15 protein-coding genes are annotated in these 18731 nt (G+C 66.8%); 5 read left to right on the plus strand and 10 right to left on the minus strand.

Going from position 1 to position 18731, the window contains the following annotated elements; genetic code table 11:
* Positions 1–12: 12 nt before the first annotated feature.
* On the plus strand, positions 13–2112 hold the full coding sequence (locus DCM79_RS22960) for a pseudouridine synthase (protein WP_257176475.1): 2100 nt from the start codon (positions 13–15) through the stop codon (positions 2110–2112).
* Positions 2113–2114: 2 nt separating this feature from the next.
* Positions 2115–2669 carry a 16S rRNA (guanine(966)-N(2))-methyltransferase RsmD gene (gene rsmD, locus DCM79_RS22965; RefSeq protein WP_257176476.1) on the plus strand — a complete coding sequence of 185 codons (555 nt, stop codon included), beginning with the start codon at positions 2115–2117 and terminating at the stop codon, positions 2667–2669.
* Between the two features lie 120 nt (positions 2670–2789).
* Here rsmD and mutL read toward each other — a convergent pair whose 3' ends face one another.
* Positions 2790–4604, minus strand: a complete 1815-nt coding sequence (mutL, locus tag DCM79_RS22970) for a DNA mismatch repair endonuclease MutL (RefSeq protein ID WP_257176477.1) — start codon at positions 4602–4604, stop codon at positions 2790–2792.
* Between the two features lie 316 nt (positions 4605–4920).
* Here mutL and DCM79_RS22975 point away from each other — a divergent pair, with 316 nt between their 5' ends.
* Positions 4921–5226, plus strand: coding sequence for a hypothetical protein (locus DCM79_RS22975; protein ID WP_257176478.1), 306 nt, complete (start codon positions 4921–4923; stop codon positions 5224–5226).
* 177 nt (positions 5227–5403) lie between these two features.
* Here DCM79_RS22975 and arfB read toward each other — a convergent pair whose 3' ends face one another.
* The 7 genes from arfB to DCM79_RS23010 form a co-directional block, all read right to left on the minus strand.
* Positions 5404–5820 (minus strand): alternative ribosome rescue aminoacyl-tRNA hydrolase ArfB, encoded by a 417-nt coding sequence (gene arfB, locus DCM79_RS22980; protein ID WP_257176479.1) that lies wholly within the window; start codon positions 5818–5820, stop codon positions 5404–5406.
* 118 nt (positions 5821–5938) lie between these two features.
* Complete coding sequence (locus DCM79_RS22985) at positions 5939–7306, minus strand: pitrilysin family protein (RefSeq protein ID WP_257176480.1); 1368 nt, start codon at positions 7304–7306, stop codon at positions 5939–5941.
* Positions 7303–8694, minus strand: coding sequence for a M16 family metallopeptidase (locus DCM79_RS22990; RefSeq protein WP_373568124.1), 1392 nt, complete (start codon positions 8692–8694; stop codon positions 7303–7305). The genes DCM79_RS22985 and DCM79_RS22990 overlap by 4 nt, the downstream gene beginning before the upstream one ends.
* 175 nt (positions 8695–8869) lie before the next feature.
* The gene (locus DCM79_RS22995) at positions 8870–9598 is read right to left on the minus strand and encodes a hypothetical protein (protein WP_257176482.1); all 729 of its coding nucleotides are present in this window, start codon (positions 9596–9598) and stop codon (positions 8870–8872) included.
* Positions 9599–9693: 95 nt separating this feature from the next.
* Positions 9694–10188: a signal peptidase II gene (lspA, locus tag DCM79_RS23000; RefSeq protein ID WP_257176483.1), complete on the minus strand. Its 495-nt coding sequence runs from the start codon at positions 10186–10188 to the stop codon at positions 9694–9696.
* Positions 10189–10195: 7 nt separating this feature from the next.
* Positions 10196–13204: an isoleucine--tRNA ligase gene (ileS, locus tag DCM79_RS23005; protein WP_257176484.1), complete on the minus strand. Its 3009-nt coding sequence runs from the start codon at positions 13202–13204 to the stop codon at positions 10196–10198.
* Positions 13205–13423: 219 nt separating this feature from the next.
* The gene (locus DCM79_RS23010) at positions 13424–14395 is read right to left on the minus strand and encodes a bifunctional riboflavin kinase/FAD synthetase (protein ID WP_257176485.1); all 972 of its coding nucleotides are present in this window, start codon (positions 14393–14395) and stop codon (positions 13424–13426) included.
* A gap of 230 nt (positions 14396–14625) precedes the next feature.
* On the opposite strand from DCM79_RS23010, the gene DCM79_RS23015 reads away from it, so the two are divergent.
* On the plus strand, positions 14626–15021 hold the full coding sequence (locus DCM79_RS23015; protein WP_008567674.1) for a response regulator: 396 nt from the start codon (positions 14626–14628) through the stop codon (positions 15019–15021).
* A 177-nt stretch (positions 15022–15198) separates the two neighbouring features.
* Here the strand turns inward: DCM79_RS23015 and DCM79_RS23020 are convergent, their stop codons facing one another.
* Both DCM79_RS23020 and DCM79_RS23025 read right to left on the minus strand, forming a co-directional pair.
* Positions 15199–16053 (minus strand): TIGR01459 family HAD-type hydrolase, encoded by an 855-nt coding sequence (locus tag DCM79_RS23020; RefSeq protein ID WP_257176486.1) that lies wholly within the window; start codon positions 16051–16053, stop codon positions 15199–15201.
* Positions 16054–16068: 15 nt separating this feature from the next.
* Entirely contained in the window at positions 16069–17598 is a 1530-nt protein-coding gene (locus DCM79_RS23025) for an EAL domain-containing protein (RefSeq protein ID WP_257176487.1), read from the minus strand.
* 272 nt (positions 17599–17870) lie between these two features.
* Between DCM79_RS23025 and DCM79_RS23030 the strand changes: the two genes are divergently transcribed.
* Complete coding sequence (locus DCM79_RS23030) at positions 17871–18710, plus strand: class I SAM-dependent methyltransferase (protein ID WP_257176488.1); 840 nt, start codon at positions 17871–17873, stop codon at positions 18708–18710.
* Positions 18711–18731: the final 21 nt, after the last annotated feature.

An 18731-nucleotide genomic window follows, 5' to 3' on the forward strand; every position in this document is an offset into this window, starting at 1 on the left:
GTGAGATCATTCATGCCTCGCGACAGCGACAAAGACAACGATTCCCGCGGCCGGCGAGGCCCGCCCAAAGGCGGCCGCAGCGGCAAGGCGCGCGGCCCCGAGAAGAAGTTCGCCAAGCGCGGCTTCGAGGGCAAGAGCGAGGGCAAAGGCGGAGGAAGGGGCGACCGCGACAGCCGCCCGCCCCGTGGCGATCGCGACAGCCGTCCATTCCGCCGCCGCGAGGAGGGCGACGCCCCGCGCCGGGATTCGTCCGACCGTCCGCGCTTCAAGCGCGACGATCGCAGCAGCGAGGGCCGCGGCGAGCGCAGCTTCAAGCCGCGTGGCGACCGGCCATTCTCCGATCGTGGATCGCGCGATGGCGACAAGCGCTCCTTTAAGCCGCGCGGCGACCGTCCGTCCCAAGGCCGTGACGACCGTCCGCCGCGCAGCCGCGATCGCGACGAGTCGCGTCCCGCCGGCCGGTTCGGCGACAAGAAGTTCGGCGACAAGCGGCCGTATTCGCCGCGCGGCGACCGTCCGGAGCGTTCGTTCGACGGCGAGCGGAAGTTTTCGCGGGGCGGTCCGGATCGCGACCGTGGCGATCGCGGCGAGTCAAAGCCCTGGCAGAAGCGCGACGACCGTCCGCGCGGCGATCGGCCGCCGCGCAAGGATTTTGGCAAGGATTTTAGCAAGGGTCCGCGCAAGGATTTCGGCGGCCGTGACCGCAGCGACGACAAGCCCTGGCAGAAGCGCGACGAAAGCCGCGACGGCGGCCGCGGCGAGGATCGCCCGCGGTTCTCGCGCTCACGCGACGAGCGCGCCTCGGGCGATCGCCCGTTCCGCGAGCGGCCCAAATTCGACCGTCCGCGCGAGGATCGTCCAAAGTTCGACCGGCCCCGTCGTGACGGCGATGGCGACCGCGGAGGGCGCGGTGGCGACCGGCCGAAATTCAATCGTCCGCGCGAGCGGTCGGAAGGCCGTTCCGATTGGCACGAGCATCCGCGCAGCGAAGGCCGTTTCGGCGATCGTCCGCGCCGCGAAAACGAGGACGACAGCAGGATCTTCGAGAGACGTCCCGCCTTCGGCGGCCGCGGTGCCTATCGCGAGCGCGATCGTGATGCCGACCGGCGGCCGCGCCGGGACGAAGAGCCGAAGCCGAAGAAGGCCGGCGAGCGGATCGCCAAGGTGCTGGCGCGTGCGGGCCTCGCCTCGCGCCGCGACGCCGAGGAGATGGTCACGCAGGGCCGCGTCACCGTCAATGGCCGCGTCATCAACTCGCCCGCGCTGGACATCACCAAGAACGACGTCGTCATGGTCGACGGCAAGCCGTTGCCGGAACGCGAGCGCACCCGGCTGTTCCTCTACCACAAGCCGCGCGGGCTGATGACCACGCATGACGATCCTGAGGGGCGTCCCACCGTGTTCGACAATCTGCCGGAAGGTCTGCCGCGGCTGATCAGCGTCGGCCGGCTCGATTTCAATACCGAGGGCCTCTTGCTGCTCACCAACGACGGCGGCCTCGCCCGCACGCTGGAGCTGCCCGACACCGGCTGGCTGCGCCGCTACCGCGTTCGCGCCCATGGCGACGTCACCCAGGCGCAGCTTGACGAGCTCAAGAACGGCATCGAGATCGAGGGCGTCAAATACGGTCCGATCGAGGCGACGCTGGAGCGCGATCAGGGCGCCAATGTCTGGTTGGTGTTCGCGATCCGCGAAGGCAAGAACCGCGAGGTGCGCAACGTCTGCGCCCATCTCGGGCTCGAGGTGAACCGGCTGATCCGCGTCTCCTACGGCCCGTTCCAACTCGGTGAGGTCCCCGAAGGCCAGGTCGAGGAGATCAAGTCGCGGGTGCTGCGCGAGCAGCTCGGCGACAAGGTGATCGAGAAGTCGGGCGCGCAGTTCGACGTGCCCGCGAAGCCGGCCGCGCGCGAGGACGATGCGCCGCGCGAAACGAAGCCCGCCAGCAAGCGCGCCGTGATCAACGACCGCAAGGGCCGCCGCGTGCTGGTGCAGCGCACCGGCAGCGAGGAGGCGCGCGAGCGCAACGAGGAACAGGCCAGCGGCTACGGCCCGCCGCGCCGTCCCAAGCGCGGCTATCACGGCAAGCGCGACCTGACGCCGCGGGAGGATTGAGGTTGCGCGTCGTCGGCGGTCGCTTGAAGGGGCGCAATCTGGCCTCGCCGTCCTCGCGCGACATCCGCCCGACGGCGGACCGCTTGCGCGAGTCCGTGTTCAACATCCTCGTGCACGCCTATGACGATCCGATTGCCGATGCGCGCGTGCTCGATCTGTTTGCCGGCACCGGCGCGCTCGGCATCGAAGCGGTCTCGCGCGGGGCGAAGTTCACGCTGTTCGTCGACAATGGCGCCGAAGCGCGGGCGCTGCTGCGCAACAATGTCGAGACGCTGGGCCTGGGTGGCGTCACCAAGGTCTATCGGCGCGACGCGACCGATCTGGGCCCCGCGCATCCCGTCGAGCCGTTCTCGCTGGTGTTCCTCGATCCGCCCTACGGCAAGGGCTTTGCGGAGAAGGCACTGGCGTCCTTGCGCGACGGCGGCTGGCTGACGGCGGGCGCGCTGCTGGTGGTGGAGGAAGCCAAGGCCGCGCAGTTCGTGACGCCGGAGGGCTTCGAAGAACTAGAGCGGCGGGCGTATGACGACACCGAGTTCGTGTTCTTGCGGAAGCCGTAGCGCCGCTGTCGTAGGGTGGGCAAAGGCGCAACGCGCCGTGCCCACGATCTCTGCATGATTGAGACAGGTGGTGGGCACGCTTCGCTTTGCCCACCCTACGGCGGCTCGACTACGGCACCTTCATCTCCGCCCGAACAGCTTCTCCACGTCGCTCAGCTTCAGCTCGACATAGGTCGGTCTTCCGTGATTGCACTGGCCGGAGTTCGGCGTCGCCTCCATCTCGCGCAGCAGGGCATTCATCTCTTCCGGCCGCAGCCTTCGGCCGGCGCGCACCGAGCCGTGGCAGGCCATGGTCGCCGCGACGTGCATCAGGCGGCGCTCCAGCGGCAGCGCTTCGCCCCACTCGGCCATGTGCTCGGCGAGATCGCGCAACAGGCCGCCGGCATTGGTCTTGCCGAGCAGCGAGGGCGTCTCGCGCACCGCGACCGCGCCGGGGCCGAAGGATTCGATGGCGAGGCCGAACGAGGCGAGCTCCTCGCTGCGCTCAAGGAGGCGCTCGACCGTGGCCTCGTCCATCTCGACGATCTCGGGAATGAGCAGGATCTGCCGCTGCACGCCGTTGGCGGCCAGCGAGGCCTTCAACCGCTCATAGACGATGCGCTCATGCGCGGCGTGCTGGTCGACGATGATGAGGCCGTCGCGGGTCTGCGAGACGATATAGGTCTCGTGGATCTGCGTGCGCGCCGCGCCGAGCGGCCGGTCGACGAGGTCCGCCACCGGCTGCGTCTCGAACCGCACATCCGCGCTGGGCGCACCGACATCGAACGCGGCCTGCGCGCGCTCGGCGAAAGCGGGCGCCGCGGAGCCCTCGAACGGCGGCATCGGCGCGACAGGGGCGGCGGGCGAGGCGCGCCAATCCCAGCTTGCCGGACGCTGCGGCGTGAAAGCGGGCCGGAACGCGGACAGGGCGCTCTCGCCGCTGTTGGCGGCGGTGCGGCGTCCCTCGCGCGCCAGCGCCTCCTTCAATCCGTGCACGATCAGCGCGCGGACGAGGCCGGCATTGCGGAACCGCACCTCGGTCTTGGCCGGATGCACGTTGGCGTCGACCTCGCGCGGATCGAGCGTGACGAACAGCGCCAGCACCGGATGGCGGTCACGCGGCAGATAGTCGGAATAGGCCGCGCGCACCGCGCCGAGAATCAGCTTGTCCCGCACCGGACGGCCGTTGACGAAGAGATATTGCCCGAGTGCGTTGGCCTTGGTCAGCGCCGGCGCCGCCGCATAGCCGGCGACGACGATGCCCTCGCGCTCGGCATGCACCTCGATGGCGTGGCTGCGAAACTCCGCGCCCAGGATGTCGCCGAGCCGGGTCAGCCGTCCGGCCGCGCCGGGCAGCGCGGCGGCCCAGGTCACCGGCGCGCGCTCCTCGCCGGCCAGCGTGAAGGCGATATCGGGTCGCGCCATGGCGAGACGCCGCACCACCTCGCGGATCGCCTCGGCTTCGGTGCGGTCGGTCTTGAGGAATTTCAGCCGCGCCGGCGTCGCATAGAAGAGGTCGCCGACCTCGACGCGCGTGCCGTGCGCCAGCGCCGCCGGCATGATCTCGGATTTCTCGCCGCCTTCGACCGTCAGTGCCCAGGCATGCGGCTCGCTGGCGTGGCGCGTGGTGATGGAGAGCCGCGCGACGGAGCCGATCGAGGGCAGCGCCTCGCCGCGGAAGCCGAGGGTCCGAATCTGGAGCAGGTCCTCGTCGTCGAGCTTGGAGGTGGCATGGCGCTCGACCGCGAGCGCGAGATCCTTCGCGGTCATGCCGCCGCCGTCATCGGTGATGCCGATCCGCCGCCGCCCGCCACCATCGGTGAAGACGTCGATCCGGCTCGCGCCGGCATCGATCGCGTTCTCGACCAGCTCCTTGACCACGCTCGCGGGGCGCTCGACCACCTCGCCGGCGGCGATGCGGTTGACGATCTGCTCTGGAAGTTGGCGGACGGGCATGAGCTTACTCGGCGAATGTCCCAATCTAACGCCACCTCGCAACAAATGCATGGGGAAGGTTGCGCTTCCCACATACCAGATGTGGGAATCTCCAGCATTTACCGGTCGTTGGCGAATGCGGCGCGGGCTCGCGCGTTGCCGCATATGAGGAGTGCAATTCCGCGAAACCGCCGCGAAATCCCTAAACCATCAACACACGATACGGCTTGGATGAGCACCGCGCCGTTCGCACGCTTGACGCGATGTCACGGTCCGATCCAGGCGAACGGCGCTGGGAACCATTGGACTGTCATCGCGGAAAATCCAGGAGAAATGGATGAAGTTGGTCAAGACCTCGATGATCGCATGCGCGCTGTCGGCTTTCATTGCGACGCCCGTTCTCGCGCAAAGCGCGACCCCCACCGCCAAGCCGGGCGGCACCGTGCAAAGCAAACCCATGCAAGGCAGCACGATGGGCAGCGGCGACGAGGAGATGAATGCGCAGCCGGGCGCAGCGGGCGAGAAGACCGGCATGAAGTCGACCAAGGGCACCCGAGGCACGGCCGGCACCACGGGCAGCGCGACGCACAAGGGGACGGCCGACGATGCCGCGACCGGCGCCGCCCCGTCCAAGCGTTACTGACATCACGGCGGATCGTACACCTCTTCCGCTTGCGGGAGAGGACGGCGCGGAGCGCGGGGTGAGGGCTTTCTCCGCGTCGGGATTGTCCCGTCGCGGAGACACCCTCTCCCCAACCCTCCCCCGCGAGCGGGGGAGGGAGCGCACCTGCGCCGTAGCAATCAAACCAGCCTGTTCGTTTTAATCGTCGAAGCTCCGGCCCCGTCCGGCCTTGATGTCGCTGCGGCGCTTCTTGCCTTCGAGACGGCGCTGCTTCGAGCCGAAGGTCGGTTTTGTCGCGCGCCGCGGCTTTGGCCGCACCATCGCCTCGCTGAGGATTTCGACCAGCCGGTCAATGGCATCCTGGCGGTTGCGCTCCTGGGTGCGGAAGCGCTGCGCGTGGATCACGATCACGCCGTCCTTGGTCATGCGCTGGCCGGCGATGCGGGCGAGCCGAATCGCCGCATCCTCCGGCAAGGTCAGCTTGCGCGTGTCGAAACGGAGCTGGGCCGAGGTCGCGACCTTGTTGACGTTTTGCCCGCCCGGGCCGGAGGCGCGGACAAAGCCGATCTCGATGTCGTCCTCGTCGATGACGAGATCGCGGGATATCCGCAGCATGATGGCACCATTCGTGATGTCCGGACATATCGCGGACGTCTACGTTCGGCAATGGTGCTTGCGGAAACGCAAAATGGCCGGGCGGGCCCGGCCATCTTGGGAAGGCAGGAGAGCAACGTCAGTTCGACTTCGTCGCCGGTGCCGCCGCCGGTTGCGCCGCGGCCTGCGGGGCGCGGCCGACGACGACGGTCAGCAGGCCCTGGCCCCAGAGCCGCCTGGCGGCCGCCTTGGCGTCGTCCAGCGTCACGGCATCGACGATGGCGTTGCGCTTCTCGATATAGTCGATCGGCAGCTTGTCCTGCTGGTACTGCAGCAGCGCTTGCGCCAGCTTGGAGGAGGTGTCGAGCGCCAGCATCTGCGAGCCTTTGAGGTAGGACTTGGCCTCGTCGAGCTCCTTCTGCGTCGGGCCCTCCTCGGCGATCCGGCGCACTTCCTTCTCGATGGCATCGATGGTGTCGCCGGCGCGGTCGGCGCGCGTGCCGGTATTGCCGATGAAGATCGCCGAATGCTCCATCCAGAGCAGCGATTCGAACACCGAATAAGCGAGGCCTCGCTTCTCGCGGACCTCGCGATAGAGGCGCGAGGATAATCCGCCGCCGCCGAGGATGTGGTTGACGACATAGGCCGCCATGAAGTTGGGATCGCTGCGCTTCACCCCGGGTCCGCCGAAGGTGATCACGGTCTGCGGCACGTCGAGGGTGACGAAGGCGCGTTGCGGCGGCTTTGCGGCCTCGACGTCGGGGACCGGCGTCAGGTTGGCCTTGGCGGGCAGGGCGCCGAAGGTGTGATCGAGCAGCTTGCCGAGGGCCACCGGATCGACGTCGCCGACGACTGCGATCTTCAGCCCATCCCTGGCCAGCACGCGGCCGACATAGTCCTTCATGTCGTCGACCGTGATGGTCGGCACGCTGTCGAGGTTGCCGTTGGTCTGCCGCCCGTAGGGATGATCGCCGAAGGCGACCTCCAGGAATTTGCGGCTCGCCAGCGAGGTCGGGTTGGTGGTCTCGCGGCGCAGGCCCGAGATGACCTGGGAGCGGATGCGTTCGACGTCGGCGGGGTTGAAATGCGGCGAGGTCAGCGCGCCCCGCAAGAGATCGAAGGCCTCGTCCTTGTTGTCGCGCAGCATGCGCAGGCTGCCGCGGAAGGTGTCGCGGGTGGCGTTGAAGGACAGCTCGATGGCGCGGCGGTCGAGCCGCTCGTGGAAGGTCTTGGAATCGAGATCGGCGGAGCCTTCGTCGAGCAGGTCGCCGACCAGATTGGCGACGCCAGGCTTGTCCTTGGGATCCTGGGCCGAGCCGCCGGCAAAGGAATATTCCATGGCGATCAGCGGCACGGTCGCGTCCTGCACGAACCAGGCCTCGATGCCGCCGGGCGAGACTAGGCGCTGGATTTTTGCTGCGGCCAGCGATGGCGACACCGCAGCCAGTGCGAGTGCGGCCCCGGCGACGAACGAGACTGCAACGCGTCGAAGGAAGGGATAGGTCACGAACGCTTCTCCTCGCGCTTGGCAGCACTGGTGTCCTTGATCAGATAGCCCGTGACCGAGCGCTTCTTCTCGAGCCATTTCTGCGCGACGGCGCGGACCTGCTCGGCGGTGACCGCGCGGATGCGGTCGGGCCAGCTCCTGATGTCCTCGATCGACAGGCCGGTGGTCAGCGCGCCGCCATACCAGCGTGCCAGCACTGCCTGGTTGTCCTGGGCGTAGATCGCTTCCGCGATGAGCTGGGTCTTCACGCGCTCCAGATCCTCGGCGCGGATCGGGTTCTGCGCCACGTTGGCGATGACGCCGTCGACCGCCTGCTCGATCTCCGCGAAGCTGACGCCGGCTTTCGGCGCGGCCGAGATCGCGAACTGGGTCGGGTCGAGCGCGATGCTGGAATAGCTGGCGTTGGCTGAGACCGCGAGCGGCTTGTCGACGACGAGGGCGCGGTAGAGATAGGAATTGCTGCCGCTGCCCATCAGCTGCGCCAGCACGTCGAGGGCCGCGCTCTCGCCGGCCGCAGCGGTGGTTGCCGAGGGCACGAGATAATAGCGCCGCATATTCGGCTGCTCGACGCGCGGATCGGCCAGCGTCACCGTGCGCGGGGCGGCGGGCTCTGGCTCCTGCGGACGGACGCGCCGTGCTGGGATGGCAGGCTGCGCCGGGATCGAGCCGAAATTGCGCTCGACCAGCGGGCGGATTTCGGCGGCGTCGACGTCGCCGGCGATCACCAGGATCGCGTTGTTCGGGGCGTAGAAGCGGCGATAGAAGGCCAGCGCGTCCTCGCGATCGAGCTTCTCAATCTCCTGATGCCAGCCGATCACAGGCCGGCCGTAGGGATGATTGAGATAGAGCGCTGCCATGATCTGCTCGTTCAACCGCGCGTCGGGATTGTTGGCGACGCGCATGTTGTATTCTTCGAGCACGACGTCGCGCTCGGGCAGCACGTTCTCGTCCTTGAGGATCAGGCCGGTCATGCGGTCGGCCTCGAACTCCATCATGGTCGGCAGCTGCTCTTTCGGCACACGCTGGTAGTAATTGGTGTAGTCGACCGAGGTCGAGGCGTTCTCGTTGCCGCCGACGCGGAGCACGGTCTGGGAGAATTCGCCGGCGGGATGCTTCGAGGTGCCCTTGAACATCAGGTGCTCGAGGAAATGCGCGAGCCCGGATTTTCCCGGCGTCTCGTCGGCCGAGCCGACCTTGTACCAGATCATCTCCGTGACCACGGGCGTGCGGTGATCCGGGATCACCACGACCTGCATGCCGTTGCTGAGCGTGAAGCTGGCGGGCGGGGCCGATGTGACCGTGGTCTGGGCGGGGGCCGCACCTGATGTCAGGACACTGGTCGAGAGCAGCGCGGCAAGGAGGCAGGCAGCCGATCGGGAAGCGGACATCATGATCCTTCTGGAACGCCGAGGTCCGGATTGCCGGCTCGGAGGCACCGCATGCTACACCGTGCGGCTGAGGCTTCGCGTCACGAAGCAGAGAACGCCATCAATGCGGGAGCAGCCAAGCCGACGGCCGGCAGCCAGCTCCGCGGCCCAAAATGCTCGGGCTCGGACAGGAGTGCTATTGCACCTTCTCCTTGCCGGACAGGATGTCGAAATAAGTTCGCTTCGAGTTGTCCGGCCCGGAGCCGTAGGCGTAGTTCGGCGAGGGCGTCTGATATCCCGGCGGCGGCTCCACCAGCGATTGGCGCGGCGGCTCCGACGTAAACTGCTTCGACTCGGGCTCGTTGCCTTTGAACAATTTGAACAGTCCACCGGTGTATCCGAGCTGGGCGGGGCTGAGAGTCGGATTGGCGGTGGTGCCCGGCTGAACCGGATCATTGCTGGTCTTCTCGGCGGCGGCCGTCTTGTGGGCGTTCATCTCGGCGGGCGAGAGCGGCCGGGCATTCTTCAGATACTCCGCTGCCTTGTCGCCGCCCCCCTTCTTCCGCGCGGCAATGGCGTCCTTGCGACGCTTCTCGTCGGGGTCCTTCGGCCAGTTCGGCGCAACCGCGGCCTCCGCCGCGGCCGGCGGCGGCAGGTCGAGCTTGGGCGGCACGACCAGCGGCGAACGCTCACGGTATTCGATGCCGGGCTTCTCCATGCTCTTGGCGCCGAGGCCGGACATCAGATTGTCGATGAGCTTCTCTTCGAAGGTCATGTCGTCGTCCTCGTCGTCATCACCAGCGCGGGCGGCGCCGGTCGACATGACGAGGCCAATGCCGAGCGCGACAGCGGACAATTTCAAAGCCTGCCAGAACCCCGATTGAGGGCCTCGAGCCATTGAAGCGCTGGTCTTCGAGCTGCGCATTACGATACCTGTTCCATATTGTGGCAGATCGCCGCTCAAACGCGGCCAGTCCCTCGCAAAACCGGGTTCCGCCTGCCGGTCCGTATCGGCCGGGATCAGGGCGCTTTTGCGGCGGGTACCCCCATGAAGGAATCATACAATAGCGCCGCCACCCCAGCAACGATCGCCACGTCCGCGAGGTTAAACACGTACCAATTATAGGTATTTCCGCCGATCTCGATGTGGAACAGCGCGAAATCGACCACCGCGCCATGGATCAGGCGGTCGATGCCGTTGCCGATGGCGCCGCCGATGATCAGGCCCAGCGCCACCGTGGCAAGCCTGGTGTGCGAGCGGGCCATCCAGATCGCCAAGGCGATCACGGCGAGGGCCTTGACCGCCATCAGCGCGAGCTGCGCCGCCTGGCTGTCGTGCTGGAGCCAGCCGAAGCTGATGCCGATATTCCAGGCCAGCACCAGGTCAAAGAACGGCGTCACCCTGACAACGCCGCGCCGGGCGAGGTCGAAGACGTTCAGCAGCCAGAGCTTCGAGGCCTGGTCGGCCACGAGCGTGACAATTGCCGCGAGGATGCCGGCGCCAAGCGGGGTCATGCGGGAATCAGACCGCCACTCCCAACGCCTTCCATTCGCGCAGCGCCTTGGCGTCGCGCGGGGTGACGTCGGGGTACTCAGGATCGTCTCCGACAAACTGCGAGATCTTCCAGGAGCGGGCGCATTTGGTGCCCACCGCCTTCTCCACCACGACCGCGACGCCGGGCACCGCATCGAGGCGGAACGCAGCGGCCGGCGCCTCGCCCTCACGCACCTCGTAGTTCGAGGTGATGCAGACTTCGGCCAGATCGATGTCGAACAACGTCGCCAGCATGCCGCGGTCGGCAACATAGATCACCGGCGAGGCCTCGAGCGAGGAGCCGATGTTCTTGGCGGCGCGTTCGAGCTCGAGCGCGCCGGTGACGACCCGGCGGACGTTGCGGATCGTCTCCCACTTCGCGGCGAGCCTGTCGTCGCGCAAGCCTTCGAGATCGGTCGGGAACAGCGTCAGATGCACCGACGGCTCGGCGCCGGGGCGGTACATGCGCCAGGCTTCCTCCGCGGTGAAGCTGAGGATCGGCGCCAGCCATTTCAGCACCGAGGTGCACAACAGGTCGATCGTGGTCAGCGCCGCCTTGCGGGTCAGGGAGGACGGCGGATCGCAATACAGCGTGTCCTTGCGGATATCGAAATAGAACGCCGAGAGCTCGCTGTTGAGGAAGGCGGAGAGGGTCGCGACCACGGTCTTGTAGTCGAACTCCCGATAGGCCTTGTCGATGGCGGCGGCGCGCACCGCCAGCTCGTGCAGCATCAGCCGCTCGAGCTCGGGCATCTCGGCCGGCGCGACCGCCTCGGCCGGCTTGTAATGATGCAGCGTGCCGAGCATCCAGCGCACCGTGTTGCGCAGCTTGCGATAGGTCTCGACCGTGTTCTTCAGGATCTCGGGACCGATGCGCTGGTCGTCGGTGTAGTCGCACGACGCGACCCAGAGCCGGAGGATGTCGGCGCCCGATTCCTTGATGACGGCCTGCGGCTCGATGGTGTTGCCGAGCGACTTCGACATCTTGCGACCGTCCTCGGCCTGGGTGAAGCCGTGGGTCAGCACGATGTCGTAAGGCGCGCGGCCGCGCGTGCCGCAACTCTCCAGCAGCGAGGAGTGGAACCAGCCGCGATGCTGGTCCGAGCCTTCCAGATACATTACCGTGTCGGCGCCGCCGTCGACCTTGCGCTTGATGCCGGCGAGCCCGGGAAACTGAACGGGGTCTTCCAGCACGAAAGCGTGGGTCGAGCCGGAATCGAACCAGACGTCGAGAATGTCGTCGACCTTCTGCCAATCCTCGCTCGCGCGCTCCCCGAGGAAGCGCTCGCGCGCGCCTGTCGCATACCAGGCGTCGGCGCCTTCTTTCTCGAACGCCTCGCCGATGCGGGTGTTGACCGTCTCGTCCTGCAGGATCTCGGCTGAGCCGTCGCCCTTCTCACGCACGAACACGGCGATCGGCACGCCCCAGGCGCGCTGGCGCGAGATCACCCAGTCGGGCCGCGCCTCGATCATGCCGTTGATGCGGTTCTCGCCCGAGGGCGGCACCCATTGCGTCACCGAGATCGCGTGCAGCGCGCGGGCGCGCAGCGTGTCGCCGCTCTTCGCCTTGCCGCCCTGAGCCACGTCCTTGTCCATCGCGATGAACCATTGCGGCGTGTTGCGGAAGATCACCGGCTTCTTGGAGCGCCAGGAGTGCGGATATTGATGCTTCAGCCGGCCGCGCGCGAGCAGCATGCCTTTCTCGACGAGCGCCTTGATCACGGCCTCGTTGGCGTCGCCCTTCTCGCCCTTGTCCGTGATGACGCGCTTGCCGGTAAATCCGGGCGCATGATCGGTGTAGGCGCCGTTCTCGTCGACGGTGTAAGGGATGGCGGTGTTGATGCCGCGCGCATCGAGATCGCGTGCATGCGCCATCCAGACATCGAAGTCCTCGCGGCCATGGCCGGGCGCCGTGTGCACGAAGCCGGTGCCGGTGTCGTCGGTGACGTGGTCGCCGGGCAATAGCGGCACGATGAAGTCGTAGCCGCGGCCAACGCCCTTCAGCGGATGGGCGCATTCGATCGCGTCCATGGTGTCGCCGGGAACGTCGCGGAGCTTCTCGTAAGCGCTCACCCGCGCCTGCTTGAAGACCTCTTCAGCCAAGGCGTCGGCGAGGATCAGGAGATCGCCGGTCTTGGTCCAATTGTCGGCGGGCGCATCCGTCACCTTGTAAAGGCCGTAGGCGATCTTCGGCGAGAACGAGATGGCGCGGTTGCCGGGCAGGGTCCACGGCGTGGTGGTCCAGATCACGACGCTTGCGGAGGCGAGCGCACCGTGCGCGGGGGAGGTCACCGGGAATTTCACCCATACTGTATCGGAGGTGTGGTCCTCGTACTCGACCTCGGCCTCGGCCAGCGCCGTCTTCTCGACCACGCTCCACATCACCGGCTTGGAGCCGCGATAGAGGGTGCCGTTGGCGGCGAACTTCATCAGCTCGCGCGCGATCTGGGCTTCGGCCGGGAAGCTCATGGTGGCATAGGGATGATCCCAGTCGCCGATGACGCCGAGGCGCTTGAACTCCTCGCGCTGCACGCCGAGCCAATGCGTGGCGTAGGCGCGGCACTCCCGGCGGAAGTCGATCATCGCGGCGGAGTCGCGGAAGTCGGGCTTCTGCTTGCCCTTCTTGCGATAGTGCTCCTCCTCGACCTTCCACTCGATCGGCAGGCCGTGGCAGTCCCAGCCCGGCACGTAGTTGGAATCGAAGCCGAGCATCTGCTGGCTCTTGGTGACGAGATCCTTGAGGATCTTGTTCAGCGCCGTGCCGATATGGATGTTGCCGTTGGCGTAGGGCGGGCCGTCATGCAGCACGAACTTGGCGCGGCCACGGGCCTTCTCGCGCAGCTTCTCGTAGAGGCCGATCTCGTACCAGCGCTTGAGGATCTCCGGCTCGCGCTGCGGCAGGCCGGCGCGCATCGGGAATTCGGTCTGCGGCAGGAACAGGGTCTTCGAATAGTCTTTGGCTTCGGACTTTTGGGACTTTTGCGGCTTTTCGGACATGAGGCTGACTGGCTCGGAATGGCGCGGGAACGGATGGCGATGCGGAAATCGCGGGGGTGAAACGACCAAATCCCGGTCTTGCGCCGAGCCCGTGGGCTCAGGCGGAAGCCGGGCCGCTAATCCCTATGATGCGCCGCGCAAACATGGGCTCTCCATAGCAGGGGGCCAAGAGAAGCGCAAAAGGAAGCGCAAAGGTTCGGGAAAGGCCGGATTCCGGGCTCAATCGACGGCGCCGAGCCGTGGAAACGCGTCCGGGGCGGCGGCCAGGATGGCGCGGGCGCGGGCGGAATCGTCGTCCATCTGCCGGATCAGGGCCTCGATGCCCTCGAACTTCAGCTCCTCGCGGATGAAGCCGATGAAGGCGCAATCCAGCGCCTGCCCGTAGAGATCGCCCTTGAAGTCGAACAGGAAGATCTCCAGCAGCGGGGCACCGTTGTCGAAGGTCGGGCGGCGCCCGAAGCTTGCCACCCCGTCCAGCCGCTCGGTGCCGCGGCCGACCCGGACCGCATAGATGCCGTGCTTCAGGCCGCAATTGGCATCGAGGCGGATGTTGGCGGTGGGATAGCCGAGATCGCGGCCGCGCTTCTCGCCGTGGATCACCTCGCCCGTGATGAACCAGGGCGCGCCCAGCATGGTGGTGGCCTCGTCGAGCTGGCCCTCGGCGAGGGCGATGCGGATCGCGCTGGAGGACACCGGCCGCTCGTCGATATCGACATGCGGCTGCACGTCGACCTCGATGCCGAGCCGGGGCGCCTCGTTGACCAGCAGGCTCGGCGAGCCGACCCGTCCCTTGCCGAAATGGAAGTCGTAACCCACCGCGATGCCGCTGACGCCGAGCCGTCCGATCAGGTCTTGGTGAATGAAATCTTGCGCGCTGGTTCCGGCGCGTGCCTTGTCGAAGGTCATGACCACGGCGCCGGCAAGCCCGGTGCCGGCCAGAAGCCGCAGCTTGGCCGGTTCGTCCGTCAGGCGGAATTGCGGGGTGTTGGGGCTGAAGAACCGCCGCGGATGCGGCTCGAAGGTCAGCGCCAAAGCGGGGCGGCCATGGGTCCGGCCCATTTCCAGGGCGGCGGCAATCACGGCGCGGTGACCGAGATGAACCCCGTCGAAATTGCCCATGGCGACCACGGCGCCCCTCGGAATCGCGGAAACGGGCGTGCTGTCGCGGATAACGTTAAAATGCGGGGCCATCAGGGGAATTCTCGAACCGGCGGGACCGGCCGGGACCGTGGCGCGACCGGCCCGATGAAGTCAAGCGGAAGGGGGAGCGCCGAATCCCACGCGATTTCAGTTCTTTCGGGGGGTCCCCAATTAACGCGCTGTTTAACGCCTTGGTGCTAGTCCTTGCATCTGGAGCAGGCGGGCCCCGGCCCGGCAGCTCCGATCGTAAATATTCCTGGGTATGCGTTGGGGGAGTCGAGATGGCGGTTGATTTGTCGATGCCGGTTCTGGTGGTGGATGACTACAGCACCATGATCCGCATCATCAGGAATCTGCTGAAGCAGCTTGGCTTCGAGAACATCGATGATGCCAGCGACGGTTCGGCAGCGCTGAACAAGATGCGCGGCAAGAAGTACGGGCTCGTGATCTCCGACTGGAACATGGAGCCGATGACGGGGTACGACCTCTTGCGCGAAGTGCGCGCGGATCCGAACCTCGCCACCACGCCGTTCATCATGATCACGGCGGAATCCAAGACCGAGAACGTGATCGCGGCCAAGAAGGCCGGCGTGAACAATTACATCGTCAAGCCGTTCAACGCGGCGACGCTGAAGACCAAGATCGAGGCAGTGTTCCCGGACATGGCAAGCGCGTAAGGCGCCGCCCGACCGTAAAGCAACTATCCATTGAGATCGTAATGCCCGGGCTTGTCCCGGGCATCCACGTTTTTGAATCTGCAAAGCAAGTCGTGGATGGCCGGGTCAAGCCCGGCCATGACGCGTCCAGGGCTCAGCAATTGGTCTAAGCCCGCACCACCTGCGCGGACTTCGCCGTCACCACTTCAATTCGCGCATCAGCGCCTTCGGCGGGTGGCCGAACAATTCCAGCACCGATGCCGGGTCGAGCTGGTCGAGGCCCTCGAACTCCTCGGCATGGATGCCGCGGGTCACGAACAGGCAGTCGATGCCGAATTCGCGCGCGCCGGTTAAGTCGGTGCGGACGGAATCGCCGATCGCCAGCACCTTCTTCCGGTCGATCTGGTGGCCCTGGCGTTCCCCGGCGAGCGCCATGGCGCGCTCGTAGATCGGCCGGTGCGGCTTGCCGTAGAAGATCACCTCGCCGCCGAGCTCGCGATAGAGCTCCGCGATCGCGCCGGCGCAGTAGATCAGCCGGTCGCCGCGTTCCACCACGATGTCGGGATTGGCGCAGACCAGCGTCAGCTTGCGCTCGCGCGCCTTCAGCATCATGCCGCGATAGTCTTCCGCCGTCTCGGTCTCGTCGTCATAGAGGCCGGTGCAGACGATGTAGTCGGCCTCCTCCAGCGGCGCGGTCTTCGCATCGAGGCCGCGGTAAATCGAATTGTCGCGCTCGGGCCCGAGCCAGAACATCTTGCGGCCGGGATGCTCGGCGACATAGAGCCGGGTCAGGTCGCCCGACGAGACGATCGCGTCGTAGGTCTCGTCGGCGACGCCGAGCTTGCGCAATTGTCGCTGCACGGAATCTGCCGGCCGCGGCGCGTTGGTGATCAGGATCACCGTACCGCCGTGGCTGCGATAGGTGTGCAACGCCTCGCAGGCTTCAGGGAAGGATTCGAGGCCGTTATGGACGACGCCCCAGATGTCGCTGAGAACGACGTCCACACCGCCCACGAGCTCGCGCAGGCTTTCGGCGAAATGCAGCGTGGTCATGACAGGTGCGGCCGATCAGATGCGGCGCGCCAGCGCAGCGTTGCCGGTGATGCGTTGTGCTGGAGCAGCGGCTGACGCCGCGCCAGATGTCGCGCCAGTTGTCGTACCTTGGCTGGGGGGAGCGGAGCCATTGGATCCTTGCGTGTCCTGCGCCTGGTGCGGCGCGGCCCCGCCGGTAGCAGATGCCCCTTCCGGCCGCAATGGTCGGGGCGGCGCGAACAGGAAGCCCTGGCCGAACCGCACGTCATAGTCGAGCAGGTCCACGACCGCGCGCTCGCCCTCGATCCTTTCGGCGATCAGGTCGATGCCGAAGCGGCCGAGCAGGTCGGAGAGGTCGGAGGGATGGATGTCCGAGGTCGACGCCTGCCTGGGGTCGAGCAGCAGAGCGGCCGGCACCTTGATGAAGCGCACCCCGCGGTCGGCCAGCTCGCGCGGCTCGATGCGGAGATCCGTGACGTGGTCCATCGAGAAGCGGAAGCCGCGCTGGGCGAGTGCGGCGAGATTCTCGGTTTCGGCCGCGCCGAGATTGCGGAACGTCGATTGCTTGAACTCAAGCACCAGCGAGGGCGCCAGCGCCCGGTTGGCTTCGAGGAAGTCGAGGCATTGTGCGAAGGTGGTGGAATTGCCGAGCGTGGACGCCGCGACGTTGCAGAACACGCCGACGTCCTTGTTGCGCACCATCAGGCGCCGCAGCACCTGCACACAGCGCAGCATCACCATGTTGTCGATGCGCCCGATCAGCCCGGAAGCCTCCGCGATGCTGATGAACTCCTCGGCTGCGATCAGCTGGTCGCGTTCGTCGCGCAGGCGCGTCACCGCCTCGTAGAACCGCACCTTGCGCTGCGGCAGCGTCACCATCGGCTGCAGGAAGATGTCGATGCGGTTCTCGTCGATGGCATTGCGCAGCGTCGCCAGCAATTGAGTCTGGTTGCGCCCGGTGGCCGTCTGAACCGGGTTAGAGGTCGGGGGCTGGACCGCGGGCGCCGGCCGCGGCTGCGCCGGTGGAGGCGGAGGTGAAGGGGCCGCGGCGAGCGGGGGAGGGGCGGCCGGCCGCTCCTCGAACGGCGCAGCCAGCTCGATCGGCGCCTCCGGCTCGGACTTCAGCTCGGACCTGGCGACCGGGGCGGGCGCCGCCGCGGCGCCGGCCAGCATGTCCTCATGGGCCGACACGGTGGTGGCGAGCTGTCTGACCAATCCGCCGAGCTCGTTGATCTCGCCGACCACCGATTGGACGCGGTCGGAGTTGGTCGAATTGGACGAGGCGATGCGTGCCTCGATCGCGGCCAGTCGGCGGCCGAACTCGGCCACCTGGCGGGCGAGGTCGGCGGTGCCGCGCGACAGATCCGTGATCTGGCCGCCGACGTCGCTGCGGTCACGCAGCCGCATCGACACGGCGTTGTAGAGGATCAGGAAGGTCAGCGCGGTGAGCGCCACGATCGCGGACTCGGTTCCGCTGATGCCGGCGACGGCGTAGAGCACAAGCCCGAGCGAGGCCGCGACCAGAACCATGCAGATGGCGATGAAAATCGTCGAAATGCGAATCATGCCGCGCGTTACGCCTCAAGAGCTGACTTCCTCCCCGGGAAAACACGGGTCGCGTTCGAACCCGTCGCGGCTCATGCTCCCCCAAGCAATGCATGACCCTAACATCATTGTTGATTCGAGGGGATAGTGACTGTCTGGCGGCCTGCATCAGGCTCGTCGCGGCTCCCATCAGCAAATCAAGGCGTTCTCAGCGCAAAATAACGCTGCTCTCAAGGCCAGCGGACCGCATGCGTCCTATCGTCCCGGCGTTTTCAACCCCAGGAGATTTGCCCATGTCGACATCCGCAGCCCTCAAACAGCCCACATCCCAGCCCGATCTTGCCGCCGTCAAGCAGCGCCAGCACGGTGCCTGGTCGTCGGGCGACTATGCCGTTGTCGGCACCACCTTGCAGATCGTCGGCGAACAGCTCTGTGAGGCCATCGACTTGCGCGCCGGCAGCAAGGTGCTGGACGTCGCCGCCGGCAACGGCAATGCGACGCTGGCCGCGGCGCGGCGCTGGTGTGACGTCACATCCACCGACTATGTGCCGGCGCTGCTCAAGCGCGGGCAGGAGCGTGCGGCGGCGGACCATCTGAGGGTCGAATTTCGCGAGGCTGACGCCGAAGCGCTGCCGTTTGCGGACGCGAGCTACGACGTCGTGCTCTCGACCTTCGGCGTGATGTTCACACCTGACCAGGAGAAGGCGGCCTCCGAGCTTGCACGCGTCTGCAAATCCGGCGGCAAGATCGGCCTTGCGAACTGGACCCCGCAGGGTTTCATCGGCCAGCTGTTCAAGACCATCGGCAAGCATCTGCCGCCGCCAGCCGGCGTGAAGTCTCCGGCCCTCTGGGGCACGCCGGCGCGGCTCGAGGAGATGTTCAAAAGCCAGGCCTCGGATATTTCGGCCGAGCCGCGCATGTTCGTGTTCCGCTATCGCTCGCCCGAGCACTGGCTCGACGTCTTCAAGACCTTCTACGGGCCGACGCTGAAGGCATTTGCCGCGCTCGACGAGAGCGGGCAGGCTGCGCTGAGACGCGATCTCCTGGCGCTGCTCGGCGAGTTCAACCATGCCGATGACGGCACCATTGTTGTGCACAGCGAATATCTGGAAGCCGTCATCACCAAGCGCTGACATGCCGCTCGATCGGGCCGG

It is taken from the genome of Bradyrhizobium sp. WBOS07, from assembly GCF_024585165.1.
GTDB lineage: Bacteria > Pseudomonadota > Alphaproteobacteria > Rhizobiales > Xanthobacteraceae > Bradyrhizobium > Bradyrhizobium japonicum_B.